Origin of the sequence: Mycobacteroides abscessus ATCC 19977, assembly GCF_000069185.1 — a bacterium.
GTDB lineage: Bacteria > Actinomycetota > Actinomycetes > Mycobacteriales > Mycobacteriaceae > Mycobacterium > Mycobacterium abscessus.
In genome coordinates this window covers 5003527-5016805 of the sequence record NC_010397.1, presented here as the reverse complement: position 1 = coordinate 5016805, position 13279 = coordinate 5003527, and the positions used below count along the sequence as shown (strand labels likewise).

The window sequence follows — 13279 nt, the reverse complement described above, 5'->3', positions numbered from 1 at the left end:
GCCCGGAATTTCAGGGGCGCGTGGGCGGTTCCTTGAGGTCGTGACCGGATTCGGTATTTCCACCACATCAGCCGACGGATACGTGTCCCCGGATGTGCTCGCACGCGCTGTCGAGGAGCGCGGCTTTGAATGGCTGCTCTTCGATGATCATTCCTACTTCCCCGTCGATACCCCCGACTCGATCGATGCCGAGTTTCGCGCGCGGCTGCCGTTGATCCGCGACTTGCCGGTGGTGCTCGCGTACGCAGCGTCGGCCACCGAGCGGCTGATTGTCGGCTCGGGGGTGGCGTTGCTTCCCCAACGCGATGTGCTGCACACGGCCAAAGCCTGGGCGACGGTGGCGACCCTTTCCGGCGGGCGCACGGTGCTCGGCGTCGGGGTCGGATGGAATTTGGGGGAGGTGCGCAACCATGGCATCGACCCGGCGAAACGCGGCGCGGTACTCGACGAGCAACTCGCCGCACTGCACGCGCTGTGGACTCAGGAACAAGCCGAATTCCATGGTGAGCATGTCGATTTCGGTCCCGTCGTGGCGCGTCCGCGCCCGGCCCGCCCCCTTCCGGTGCACGTCGGTGGCCCCAGCCGGGCGGCGCAGGCGCGTGCGCTGCGGGTGGGTGACGGTTGGCTGCCCTACGCGGGAACGTCCACGCCCGACGATGTGCGCCGCGCATGCGGCTGGTTCGCCGAGCAGGGCCGTGCCGACCTGCCGGTCACCGTGAGCGGCGTGCCCGGCGATCACCAGCTGGCCGGCGAATACCTCGGTGCCGGTGCGGAGCGGGTTCTCTTCGACGTGCATCCGCTGAATGAAGCGGACACTCTGCGCGCATTGGACCGGCTGACCGAAGTCGTCGCGCGGCTCACCTAGCACCGAGGGCATACCCGATGCAGACGAATCGACAAACGTCTGCGCCTGGTATGCCCTCGGCGGTAACGACTTTGGGGTGACTAGCCCCGTTCAACGGTCTTTGCGTAAGCGGTCACCCCGCGATGAACTGCTCCAGCTCGGCGCGCGCGACATCGTCGGCGAGCTGCTTGGGCGGGCTCTTCATCAGGTAGGCCGAGGCCGGCAGGATCGGTCCGCCGAGGCCACGGTCCAGGGCGATCTTCGCCGCGCGTACCGCGTCGATGATGATGCCGGCGGAGTTGGGGGAGTCCCAGACTTCGAGCTTGTACTCGAGGTTCAGCGGCACGTCACCGAAGGCTCGGCCTTCGAGGCGTACGTACGCCCACTTGCGGTCGTCGAGCCATGCGACATAGTCGGACGGGCCGATGTGCACGTTCTTGTCGTACACCTTGTCGGCAAGGGAGCCATTCAAGTTGCTGGTCACGGCTTGCGTCTTGGACACCTTCTTGGACTCCAGGCGCTCGCGTTCGAGCATGTTCTTGAAGTCCATGTTCCCGCCGACGTTCAGCTGGTATGTGCGGTCCAGGGTGACACCGCGGTCCTCGAACAGCTTGGCCATCACGCGGTGGGTGATGGTGGCGCCGACCTGGCTCTTGATGTCGTCGCCCACGATCGGCACGCCGGCGTCTTCGAACTTCTTGGCCCACACCGGGTCCGAGGCAATGAAGACGGGCAGCGCGTTGACGAACGCGACCTTGGCGTCGATGGCGCACTGCGCGTAGAACTTGTCGGCCTCTTCCGAACCGACCGGCAGGTAGGAGACCAGGACGTCAACGTTGTTGTCCTTGAGCACCTTCACGACGTCGACCGGTTCGGAGTCGGAGACCTCGATGGTGTCGGCGTAGTACTTGCCGATGCCGTCCAGGGTGGGCCCGCGCTGCACGATGACGTCCGTCGGCGGCACATCGGCGATCTTGATGGTGTTGTTCTCCGAGGCCGAGATGGCCTCGGAAAGGTCGAAACCGACCTTCTTGGCGTCCACGTCGAAGGCGGCGACGAACTTGACGTCACGCACGTGGTACGGCCCGAACTTGACGTGCATCAGACCCGGAACCGTCGAGTTCTCGTCCGCATCCTGGTAGTACTGCACGCCCTGAACCAGTGAGGATGCGCAGTTACCGACGCCGACGATGGCGACCCGCACCTCAGATGATGTGTTGGACATGGACGGTTCTCCTTTACCGATGGTCGTGCGTTGTGTCACGTCTAACGCTCCTCGACCCGTGCCTGCGCGGTGCGCTCGGCAGCGATCAAGTCGTTGAGCCACTTCACTTCTCGTTCACTGGATTCCAGTCCAAGCTGGTGCAGCTGCTTGGTGTACCGATCGAACGAGCTGCTTGCCCGGGTGATGGCCTCGCGCAGGCCCTCCCGGCGCTCCTCTACCTGGCGGCGGCGGCCTTCGAGGATCCGCATCCGGGCCTCGGCCGGTGTGCGGTTGAAGAACGCCAGGTGCACGCCGAAGCCGTCGTCGGTGTAGTTCTGTGGCCCGGTGTCCGCCACCAGCTCGCTGAACCGGGACCGGCCCGCCGTGGTGAGCTGGTAGACCCGCTTGCCGCGTCGCAGCATTGTCGCGGCGCTGTTGATGCCGGGGGCGGCGTCCTCTTCGATGAGTCCGTCGGCCTGCATCCGGCGTAAGGCCGGATACAGCGAGCCGTACGAGAACGCCCGGAACGCGCCGAGCAATCCGGTCAGACGCTTACGCAGCTCGTAGCCGTGCATGGGTGACTCAAGCAGCAAGCCAAGAATGGCTAGTTCCAGCATGACGTCACCTCCCAGATCCACATATGACGACGGAGCATCTCTCGTGCACCGATCGATTCATCGTATCGCCGCGATATATGCGGGCGCCACACGGGGCGGGTTATGACGGCGGGTAGAGCTTGGGATTGAGCCCCTGGGCGTCCACGGAGATATAGCCGGATTCGTAGTTTCCGCGGGAAGCGTAGATATTGATCTGCAAACCGCCCTCCGCATTGGGCCGGATGATCACGTGACTTGGTTCGCCCCTGTCGATCCCCAGGGTCTGCGCGGCACCCCGGATGATGCCGAGGATGGCGGCCTGGTCGAATGCGCCGACGTCACCGAGATTGTCGAACGAGCGCGGTCGGCGATCGGGATCGTCGAAAGTGCCCTCCCGGTAGAGGTATGAAATCAGCCCCTTGGGTTCATCGGGATCAGCGCGTTCGATGATCGCGTACTCCGGGTAGAGGTCCAGCTCATATCCCGTCGAGTCACCGAACTTCTGATGGATGCGGTCGATCAGCGTGGACAGCCCGGGGGCGGTGAAGATGTTCTTCTTGGCGGGCGCTGGCCGCGGGATCACCGTGGGGGCGACCCCGTCGTCGATCGGACCCGCACCGCGACCGACGGCGCCGGGCGCGCCCGCAGAGCCGGGCCTTTCGGCAGTTCCCGATTCCCGCACCAGCAGCCCGACACCCAGGGCGATCACGGCCGCACTGAACGCCGCGATGACGAGGAATGGTGTGCGCTGACGCCACGCGGAAGGTTTGTGCTCTCTGGGGAGTGCGACGGGCGGCGCGTCCAGCTGTAGATCCGTCACCAGTGCAGAGAGGTCACCAAGGGTTTTCGCACTGGTCGCGGCGGTAACCCTTTCCCGATGTTCCTCCATGGACAACTGGCCATCACCCAGCGCGATGTCGAGGGCTTGGCAGGTCGCGTCACGATCGGAGTCCTTGGCGCGAGTTTGGGATGGAGGTCGCGTCGCCATGGGAGGAATCGTAGAGTGGCACTGATCGTGGCGGTCAGGACGCAGGCGTGACCTCTTTGGGCTCTCCGTTGCCCGCGACCAGCATGCGTCCGGTGCGGTCCTTGTCCGAGACGGTGATGGTGATGTCGACACCGTCGTCGCTGGGCTTGATCACCATGACGGTCCCGCCGTCCCCGGCGGTGGGCACGTTCAGGGTTTCGGGTGCACCGCGCAGAACCCCGACGATCTTGGTGGGATCGAACCTGCTCAAATCCCCGATTTTCACATTCCGCCAGGTGCCGGGCATCGCGCCGCCATCGCGGAAGCCGCCCTGATACGGGTAGGTGATGGGCAGGTCCGGGTCGGAGGCTTCGATGCGGACCAGTGATGCGTTGGTCGCGCGGATCGTCAGTTCGATACCGACGGTGTCGCCGAACTTGGCGCGCATCTGCGCCAGCAGGCCGGTCAGGCCGGGGACGGAGAACAGTTTCGCCGGCGCGATCACCACCGGAGCGATCCCGTCGCTGACGGCGCCCGGGTCGGGTGCCGACGGCCGGGTCGCATAAATCCCGGCTCCGGCCCCGATCGCCGCCGCGACCACCGCGGTGGCAGCGAGTGCCGGCCAGCGTCGCCGTGGCGGCGGGGCGGTCGGTGTTTCGGCCGCATGAGCGGTGATCTGCAGATCGGCGACCACGCCCTTGAGCTCGCCGAGGGTCTGTGCGCGGGTGGCTAGGGCGATCCGCTGGCGGTGTTCTTCCGTGGAGATCTGGCCATCGCCAAAGGCCGTGTCCAGCGCCTTGCAGGTGGCTTCTCGGTCGGAGTCCTTGGCACGGGTCGCCATGCGAGGAATCGTAGAGCCGCCGGCGTCAGCCCCAGTACGCGAACTCGCAGACCGGGTTCGGCTCGTTCTTGAAGGACACCAACATGTCGCCCATCGTGATCGTGCAGCCGCTGGCGGCTCCGTCGGCCCGAACCTCTGACGGGGCTTCTTCGACGACGTCGATCGAGTGCTCCCAGGGCAGCGGCACATCCCGCTCCACGTGCGCGGGGCCACCGTTCGCCTTCCAGGTGACAGTCGCCGTGCCGCTGCCGAGCACCTTCAGGACCGCGCTGCCGACGACTTTGCCCTTGCCTCTCACGCCGGCCGGCGCCGAGGCGGTGATAGCGGGCCCATCGGTCGGCCCGGATCGCGTCGTTGATGTGGTCGTCGACGTGGCCGAGTCGATGGCCGGGGTGTCGGCGGTGGTACCGCACCCAGCCGCGGCGCCGGTGATGATCGCAAAGCCGGCCAGAGCCGTTGATAGACGACGAGATGTCATGTTGCCCCCTCGGAATGACAGTTGCTCGATCGTAACGAGCGGAGCGCGGATAGGGCTCAGGTTCGCAAAGGACAGCCTGTCTGTGCGGCCGAAGCTCTGCCAGCGCGCGATGGACGTACTCTGGTTAGCGTGCGATTGCAGAGACAGGTAGTGGATTACGCGCTCAAGCGCCGATCCCTGCTGGCAGAGGTCTATTCCGGGCGTACCGGTGTGGCTGAAGTCTGCGACGCGAACCCTTACCTGCTCCGGGCGGCTAAATTTCATGGAAAGCCCAGCGCCGTGGTGTGCCCGATCTGCCGCAAGGAGCAACTGACACTGGTGTCGTGGGTTTTTGGCGAACATCTGGGCGCAGTCTCGGGATCGGCGCGGACGGCCGAAGAACTCGTGCTGCTGGCCACCCGCTATTCGGAGTTCGCCGTGCATGTTGTCGAGGTATGCCGGACCTGCAGTTGGAATCATTTGGTGAAGTCGTATGTCATGGGCGCCCTGCCGGCGCCGAAGGGGACCACCCCGCGTCAGCGAACAACTCGTGCCCGGACGGCCAGTGAATAGGCAGACAGGTGAGGGCGGCATGGTTGGCGAGGAGAATTCGGTAGCTCCCAACAGCGGCCCGGATTCACCGCGCACCCCCAGCACGGACGATCGTCCGACATCGATCCTGGACCCCATCGAGGATTTGCCGCTGTACCGGCGCGACGATGACGCCGTGGCCGCCGCGCGTGCCGCGCTGGAACGCGACGAAGACGGTGGCAGGGGACATGAGCCACCACCACCTCCGGGCACACCCGGCAGGCCGGGCGGTTCGTCGCGGCCCCCGCAGCGTCGCCGTAAGCGAAAGAGCAACGGCTGGAAAATCTTCCGCAATGTGATGATCGCCCTGGTGCTGCTGGCCATCGTGATTCCGTTGGCGACATTCGCCCTGGCGTACTCGGTGGTGGACATCCCCAAGCCCGGGGACATCCGTACCAGCCAGGTGTCCACCATCCTGGCCAGCGACGGCACCACAGAACTCGCGAAAGTTGTGCCACCGGAAGGGAACCGGGTCGATATCAAGATCGACCAGGTGCCGCAGCACGTGCGGGCGGCCGTGATGGCCGCCGAGGACCGCGACTTCTACGGCAACCCGGGCTTCTCGTTCTCGGGTCTGTTGCGCGCCGTCAAGAACAACATGTTCGGCGGCGATACCCAGGGCGGGTCGACCATCACCCAGCAGTATGTGAAGAACGCGATGGTCGGTTCGCAGCGCGCCGGCCTGGGCGGCCTGACCCGTAAGGCCAAGGAGATCGTGATCTCCACCAAGATGTCGCAGTCTTGGTCCAAGGACCAGGTGATGGAGGCCTACCTCAACATCATCTACTTCGGTCGCGGCGCCTACGGCATCTCCGCGGCGTCGAAGGCCTACTTCGACAAGCCGGTCGAGCAGCTGACGGTGTCCGAGGGTGCGCTGCTGGCTGCGTTGATCCAACGGCCGTCCCGTCTGGATCCCGCGGTGGACCTGCCCGAGTCCACGAATCGCTGGAACTGGGTGCTCGACGGCATGGTCACCATCGGTGCGCTGTCCGCTCAGGATCGCGCCGGGCAGGTGTATCCGGCCACGGTGCCGCCTGAGCAGGCCGCGGCACAGAACGCGACCACCGGTCCCAACGGTCTGATCAAGCGCCAGGTGATGGCCGAGCTCACCGACCTGTTCAACATCGACGAGCAGACCTTGAACACCGAGGGCCTGCAGATCACCACGACCATCGACACCAAGGCGCAACAGGCTGCCGAGAACGCGGTCAACACCACCTTGCAGAGCGAGAATCCGGATTTGCGGACGGCGGTGGTTTCCATCGACCCGCGCACGGGCGCGGTCAAGGCGTACTACGGCGGCTCCAACGCGCAGGGTCTGGACTATGCGCAGCAGGGTCTGCAGACGGGCTCCTCCTTCAAGGTGTTCGCTCTGGTGGCGGCGCTGCAGCAGGGGATCGGCCTGGGCTATCAGCTGGACAGCTCCGAGTTGACCTATCAGGGCATCACCATCAAGAACAGTGAAGACGCCTCGTGCGGAACGTGCTCGGTGGCTGAGGCGCTCAAGCGCTCGCTGAACACCAGCTTTTACCGCCTCATGCTGAAGCTGAAGAACGGGCCCGAAGACGTGGCCGCGGCCGCGCACAACGCCGGCATCGCCGAGAACTTCCCCGGTGTCTCGCACACCCTGTCCGAGGACGGACAGGGCGGTCCGCCCAACAACGGTGTGGTGCTGGGCCAGTATCAGACTCGGGTGCTGGACATGGCATCGGCGTACGCGACGCTGGCGGCCTCCGGTACCTATCGCAAGCCGCATTTCATCCAGAAGGTGGTGAACGCCGACGGCCAGGTGCTGTTCGACGCGGGCTCTTCCGATAACACCGGTGAGAAGCGCATCTCCGATGACGTTGCCAACAACGCGATCTCGGCGATGAAGCCCATCGCGGCTTACTCACGTGGACACGCGCTGGCCGGCGGTCGGGAATCGGCATCCAAGACCGGTACGGCACAGCTGGGCGACACCAAGGACAACAAGGACGCCTGGATGGTCGGTTTCACCCCGTCGCTCTCCACGGCGGTGTGGGTGGGCACCGACGACGGCAAGCCCATCAAGACCAGTTGGGGCGGGCCGATATACGGATCGGGTCTGCCGTCGGACATCTGGAAGAAGACCATGGACGGCGCTCTCGACGGCACCGCCAAGGAGACCTTCCCGAAGCCCGGCCCGATCGGCGGTTACGCCGGTGTGCCCACGTACGTGCCGCCGCCGCCGGTTCCGAACGGTCCGCCGGCGCCCGCGCCGACGGGTGGCGGAGAAGTGACGGTCATCCAGCCCACCATCGAGATCGCGCCCGGTATCACCATTCCGGTGGGGCCGCCGACGACGGTTCCGGTCGGTCCGGCGGCGCCCCCGGCGGGCGACGTACCACCGCCGGGGCCGTAGGCAGGTGCCGACCGAATCCACAGTGTCACCCGAGCCGCTCGCGGACGATCTGCGTAGTGCCGATGACCGCGATTTCCCAAGTCGCACTGACGCGTTGGGTGCGGAGCTGTCGGAGGTGGTTGGTGGGCCACTGGGCAGGCATGCACTGGTGGGCCGGCAGCCGTTCTGGACTCCGCTGCGGGTGGTGTTCGTCATTGCGCTGGGGTTCCTCATTCTGGGGTGGACCAGCAAGGCGCCCTGCTTGCAGCAGAGCGGCACCGGCAACGGTGCTCAACGCGTGGCCAACTGGGACAACAACCGGGCCTATTACCAACTGTGTTACTCCGACACCGTGCCGCTGTACGGCGCGGAGCTGCTGAATCAGGGGCGTTTCCCGTACAAGTCGAGCTGGCTGGAAACCGATTCGGGTGGGCACCAGAAGATCCAGTACGACGGCACACCGGCGGTCCGGTACATGGAGTACCCGGTGGTGACCGGGGTGTATCAGTACACGGCGATGGCGCTGGCCAAGACCTACACACAGGCCAGCGACGTGCTCGGGCTGCCGATCGTGGCCGAAGTGGTGATGTTCTTCAACATCGTGGCCTTCGGTTTGGCATTGGCCTGGTTGGTAACCATTTGGGCCAGTGCGGGATTGAGCCCGCACACCCGTCCGTGGGACGTGGTGATGATCGCCGCGTCACCCATAGTGATTTTTCAGATTTTCACCAATTTCGACGCTCTCGCAACGGCTTTCAGTATGACCGCGCTGTGGGCGTGGGCGCGCAAGAAGCCGTGGCTTGCGGGCGTACTGATCGGGCTGGGCGTGGCCGCCAAGCTCTATCCGGTGCTGCTGTTGCTGCCGCTGCTATTGGTCAGCCTGCGTAGCGGCAAGGTGCACGAGTTCTCCAAGACCGCCGCGGGCGCGGCCGCGAGCTGGGTGCTGGTGAACATGCCGGTGGCGACGCTGTTCCCGCGTGGTTGGGGAGAGTTCTTCCGGCTCAACACCCGTCGCGGCGACGATATGGACTCGCTGTACAACGTCTTCAAGTCGTTCACGGGCTGGCAGGGCTTTGACGGCCCGTTGGGCTTCTGGGAGCCGCCGGTCATTCTCAATGCGGTGTCGGCGGTGCTGTTCGGGTTGTGTTGCCTGGGCATCGGATACGTGGCGCTGACGGCGCCCCGGCGCCCGCGGGTGGCGCAGCTGGCCTTCCTGGTGGTCGCTGTCTTCTTGCTCACCAACAAGGTCTGGAGCCCACAGTTCTCCCTGTGGCTGGTGCCGTTGGCGGTAGTCGCCCTGCCGCATCGCCGAATCCTGCTGGCGTGGATGACGGTCGATGCGCTGGTGTGGGTGCCGCGGATGTATTACTTGCTGGGCATCGAGAACAAGGGCCTGCCGGAGCAGTGGTTCACCGGGACGGTGCTGGTACGCGATCTCGCGGTGATCGGACTGTGTGCGCTGGTGTTGCGCCAGATCTATCACCCCGGCGAGGACTTGGTGCGCGCCGGTGATGACGATCCCGCGGGTGGGCCGTGTGACGGGGTCGCCGACGCCCCGCCCGGATGGCTGCCCGCTTGGCTGCGTCCGCGTAAACCGGCGCCACACATCGCCCGGGCGCATTCCGTGGGATCGAGTGCGAGCCTCACGCGGAAATAGGGGCCGTAAACCGCGCCAGTCTCGCGCTCGATGCGGGCCCCGGCCGTCCGGCGACGATTTCGCCGGTCAGCGGGTATTGCGGTAGCCTGGGCCGGTTGCCGACGCAGGCGACTCTCCTGCCACGGATGCACCGTGGCCGCACAAGACCATAGGAGGTGATGAGTTTCTCATGCGTCAGTACGAAATCATGGTCATTCTGGACCCCACCCTTGATGAGCGCACCGTAGCTCCGTCCCTGGATACGTTCCTGAACGTTGTCCGTGGTGACGGTGGAACCGTCTCGAAGGTGGAAGTCTGGGGCAAGCGTCGTCTTGCTTACGAGATCGCCAAGCACACCGAGGGCATCTACGCGGTGATCGACGTGGTCGCTGCTCCGGCCACCGTGTCCGAGCTGGATCGCCAGCTTGGCCTGAACGAGTCCGTGTTGCGGACCAAGGTCCTGCGCACCGGAGCCCGCTGACGATCTCTGGGAGGTCCTACGGGAGTCACTGGTCTTCCGTAGGCTGCCGGTTAACTAAGCCGCTGACATCTACGAGGAGGAACCGTGGCAGGTGACACCACCATCACGGTCGTCGGAAACTTGACCGCCGATCCGGAACTGCGATTCACACCGTCCGGGGCAGCCGTCGCCAACTTCACCGTGGCGTCGACCCCCCGCATCTTCGACCGACAGAGCTCGGAGTGGAAAGACGGCGAGGCGCTGTTCCTGCGGTGCAATATCTGGCGCGAAGCCGCGGAGAACGTGGCCGAAAGCCTTACTCGTGGTTCCCGTGTCATCGTGACCGGCCGACTCAAGCAGCGCTCCTTCGAGACCCGCGAGGGCGAGAAGCGCACCGTGGTCGAGGTCGAGGTCGACGAAATCGGCCCGTCGCTGCGGTACGCGACCGCCAAGGTCAACAAGGCCTCGCGTGGTGGCGGTGGCGGCGGAGGTTTCGGCGGTGGTGGCGGCGGGGGTTCCCGCTCCAGCGAGCCCGCCGACGATCCGTGGGGCAGTGCCCCGGCCTCCGGCTCTACCGCGGCCGACGACGAACCGCCCTTCTGATCTGGGCGATACAACTTATCTAGCTAGAAAGAAAGAGATTCACCATGGCCAAGACGACTAAGCGCCGTCCTGCCCCGGAAAAACCGGTCAAGACACGTAAGTGCGCGTTCTGCACCAAGAAGGCGCTGAACATCGACTACAAGGACACCAACCTGCTGCGCACGTACATCAGTGAGCGCGGCAAGATTCGTGCCCGCCGGGTCACCGGAAACTGCGTTCAGCACCAGCGCGACATCGCGATCGCGGTGAAGAACGCCCGCGAGGTGGCCCTGCTGCCGTTCAGCTCGGCGACGCGGTAGGACCGGAGGGACATCTAATGAAGCTGATTCTGACGACCGAGGTCGAGCACCTCGGCACTGCCGGTGACGCCGTTGAGGTCAAGGACGGTTACGGGCGTAACTACCTGCTGCCGCGCGGGTTGGCGATTGTCGCCACCCGTGGTGCCGAGCGCCAGGCCAACGACATCCGTCGTGCCCGCGAGGCCAAGGAGATCCGTGGTGTCGAGCACGCCAACGAGATCAAGCAGGCGATCGAGGGGCTGGGCGCCGTCAAGCTGACGGTGAAGACCGCCGGCGAGGGCAAGCTGTTCGGTTCGGTGACTGCCGCCGACGTGGTGGGCGCCATCAAGGCGGCCGGTGGCCCGAACCTGGACAAGCGGACCGTGACCCTGCCCAAGGCTCACATCAAGCAGATCGGTTCGTACGTGCTGGACGTGCACCTGCACGCCGGTGTGGCAACCAAGGTCACTGTGGATGTAGTCGCCGAAGGCTGATCGATCCTAAATAGTGCCGGGTCAACGGCGTCGCGGATTTCCGCGGCGCCGTTGCCGTATCTACTGGCGAACGTATTGTACGCGTGTGCCAGTCCAGCGAAGCCACCTCTAGTTAACCTAGAGGGTTGGTCGGGGTAACAGAACACGCCCGAAGACGCAACCTGCAGCGACACGCCGGAACGATTCCCATCCACAGTCCTGTCAATCGATTCACCGGCCTTCAGCTGGGAAAAGTGCAGGAATGAAGGTAGCTATCCCCAAGTTTTCCCCAGCCCCCTAACACCGTGTTGGACAGTAGTCCACACCCCATGCCCAGGCTCATCCACAGGGCCCCTTGGCAGGGCCGCTAGCAACATCTAACGTCTACCGCGGCGCGCCGGGACTGTAAGGATTGTCGGTCTCCGCCGTTAGCATGCCGACGAACACGTGTTCGACTTGATCTGAGTAGGAGGACCCGCGCGCCGTGGCGATAGTCGACGATCTGGGTCAGTCCGGCCCAGCTGCCCCTCCCGAGGAGGATTTCGGCCGTCAACCACCCCAGGATGTGGCTGCCGAGCAGTCCGTGCTGGGCGGGATGATGCTGTCCAAGGACGCCATCGCCGACGTGTTGGAGAAGCTACGGCCGCATGACTTCTATCGCCCTAATCACCAGAGCGTGTACGAGGCCATCCTCGACCTCTATGGCAGGGGTGAGCCCGCCGATGCGGTGACGGTGGCTGCCGAGTTGGACCGGCGCGGGCAGTTGCGCCGGGTGGGCGGTGCGCCGTATCTGCACACCCTGATTTCCACCGTGCCGACCGCCGCCAACGCGGGGTACTACGCCGGGATCGTGGCGGAGAAGGCGCTGCTGCGCCGGCTGGTAGAGGCGGGAACTCGCGTGGTGCAGTACGGCTATGCGGGGGCCGAGGGCGCCGATGTGGCCGAGGTGGTAGACCGGGCGCAGGCCGAGGTCTACGACGTCACCGACCGCCGGATGTCGGAAGACTACGTGCCGCTGGAAGAGCTGCTGCAGCCCACGATGGACGAGATCGATGCGATCGCGTCGGCCGGCGGCATCTCCAAGGGTGTGCCGACGGGATTCACCGATCTGGACGAGATCACCAATGGGCTGCACCCCGGGCAGATGATCATCGTGGCGGCGCGGCCTGGTGTGGGCAAATCGACTCTCGGCCTTGACTTCATGCGCTCGTGCTCGATCAAGCACCAGCTGCCCAGCGTCATCTTCTCGCTGGAAATGAGCAAGACCGAGATCGTCATGCGACTGCTCTCGGCCGAAGCGAAAATCAAACTGGGCGATATGCGTTCGGGCCGGATGAGTGATGACGACTGGACGCGCCTGGCGCGGCGAATGAGCGAGATCAGCGAGGCGCCGCTCTACATCGACGACTCCCCGAACCTGACCATGATGGAGATCCGGGCCAAAGCGCGCCGGCTCAACCAGAAGGCCGGACTCAAGCTGGTGGTGGTCGACTACCTGCAGCTGATGACCTCCGGTAAGAAGCACGAATCGCGTCAGCAGGAAGTCTCGGAGTTCTCCCGAAACCTGAAGCTGCTGGCCAAGGAGCTCGAGGTGCCGGTGATCGCGATCAGCCAGCTGAACCGTGGTCCCGAGCAGCGCACCGACAAGCGTCCCCAGGTCTCGGACCTTCGTGAATCGGGCTCACTGGAACAGGACGCCGATATGGTCATCCTGTTGCATCGCCCGGACGCTTTCGAGCGTGATGACCCGCGTGGCGGTGAGGCCGACCTGATTCTGGGCAAGCACCGTAACGGCCCGACGGCGACGATCACCGTGGCGCACCAGCTGCACCTGTCGCGGTTTACGAATATGGCGCGGTAGTAGAGCTGTTGTGTCGGTTCCGCGTTTCCGTGTCATTTTCCGTTTTCCGCTGTCGTTTCTTGTCGTTTTTGACATGTATCCCGGACGGGCCCGAGCCGCTGCCTGG

14 protein-coding genes are annotated in these 13279 nt (G+C 65.0%); 9 read left to right on the top strand and 5 right to left on the bottom strand.

All coding sequences use genetic code 11. The features are described 5' to 3' along the window. Positions 1–40: 40 nt before the first annotated feature. Positions 41–865, top strand: a complete 825-nt coding sequence (locus tag MAB_RS24840; protein WP_005095872.1) for an LLM class F420-dependent oxidoreductase — start codon at positions 41–43, stop codon at positions 863–865. Between the two features lie 112 nt (positions 866–977). Here the strand turns inward: MAB_RS24840 and MAB_RS24835 are convergent, their stop codons facing one another. From MAB_RS24835 to MAB_RS24815, 5 genes are all read right to left on the bottom strand, one after another. Then, positions 978–2069, bottom strand: coding sequence for an inositol-3-phosphate synthase (locus MAB_RS24835; RefSeq protein ID WP_005112786.1), 1092 nt, complete (start codon positions 2067–2069; stop codon positions 978–980). Positions 2070–2110: 41 nt separating this feature from the next. After that, on the bottom strand, positions 2111–2665 hold the full coding sequence (locus MAB_RS24830) for a PadR family transcriptional regulator (protein WP_005082800.1): 555 nt from the start codon (positions 2663–2665) through the stop codon (positions 2111–2113). A 100-nt stretch (positions 2666–2765) separates the two neighbouring features. Continuing rightward, positions 2766–3632, bottom strand: coding sequence for a DUF1707 SHOCT-like domain-containing protein (locus MAB_RS24825; protein ID WP_005112783.1), 867 nt, complete (start codon positions 3630–3632; stop codon positions 2766–2768). 34 nt (positions 3633–3666) lie between these two features. Continuing rightward, complete coding sequence (locus MAB_RS24820; protein ID WP_005089302.1) at positions 3667–4452, bottom strand: DUF1707 SHOCT-like domain-containing protein; 786 nt, start codon at positions 4450–4452, stop codon at positions 3667–3669. Positions 4453–4477: 25 nt separating this feature from the next. Continuing rightward, positions 4478–4930 carry a hypothetical protein gene (locus MAB_RS24815; RefSeq protein WP_005089301.1) on the bottom strand — a complete coding sequence of 151 codons (453 nt, stop codon included), beginning with the start codon at positions 4928–4930 and terminating at the stop codon, positions 4478–4480. A gap of 129 nt (positions 4931–5059) precedes the next feature. Between MAB_RS24815 and MAB_RS24810 the strand changes: the two genes are divergently transcribed. The 8 genes from MAB_RS24810 (at position 5060) to dnaB (ending at position 13173) form a co-directional block, all read left to right on the top strand. Further along, positions 5060–5482, top strand: a complete 423-nt coding sequence (locus tag MAB_RS24810; RefSeq protein WP_012296823.1) for a DUF5318 family protein — start codon at positions 5060–5062, stop codon at positions 5480–5482. Between the two features lie 19 nt (positions 5483–5501). Beyond that, positions 5502–7883: a transglycosylase domain-containing protein gene (locus MAB_RS24805; RefSeq protein ID WP_005082795.1), complete on the top strand. Its 2382-nt coding sequence runs from the start codon at positions 5502–5504 to the stop codon at positions 7881–7883. A 22-nt stretch (positions 7884–7905) separates the two neighbouring features. After that, positions 7906–9519, top strand: a complete 1614-nt coding sequence (locus tag MAB_RS24800) for a glycosyltransferase family 87 protein (RefSeq protein WP_005112782.1) — start codon at positions 7906–7908, stop codon at positions 9517–9519. 169 nt (positions 9520–9688) lie between these two features. Further along, positions 9689–9979, top strand: coding sequence for a 30S ribosomal protein S6 (rpsF, locus tag MAB_RS24795; RefSeq protein WP_005072064.1), 291 nt, complete (start codon positions 9689–9691; stop codon positions 9977–9979). Between the two features lie 84 nt (positions 9980–10063). Then, a complete protein-coding gene (locus MAB_RS24790) occupies positions 10064–10561 on the top strand; it encodes a single-stranded DNA-binding protein (RefSeq protein WP_005064618.1) in 498 nt (165 codons plus the stop codon). A 44-nt stretch (positions 10562–10605) separates the two neighbouring features. Then, complete coding sequence (gene rpsR, locus MAB_RS24785) at positions 10606–10860, top strand: 30S ribosomal protein S18 (protein ID WP_005064619.1); 255 nt, start codon at positions 10606–10608, stop codon at positions 10858–10860. Positions 10861–10877: 17 nt separating this feature from the next. Continuing rightward, entirely contained in the window at positions 10878–11333 is a 456-nt protein-coding gene (gene rplI, locus MAB_RS24780) for a 50S ribosomal protein L9 (protein WP_005079044.1), read from the top strand. A 463-nt stretch (positions 11334–11796) separates the two neighbouring features. Further along, positions 11797–13173, top strand: coding sequence for a replicative DNA helicase (gene dnaB, locus MAB_RS24775; protein WP_005082792.1), 1377 nt, complete (start codon positions 11797–11799; stop codon positions 13171–13173). Positions 13174–13279 lie beyond the last annotated feature (106 nt).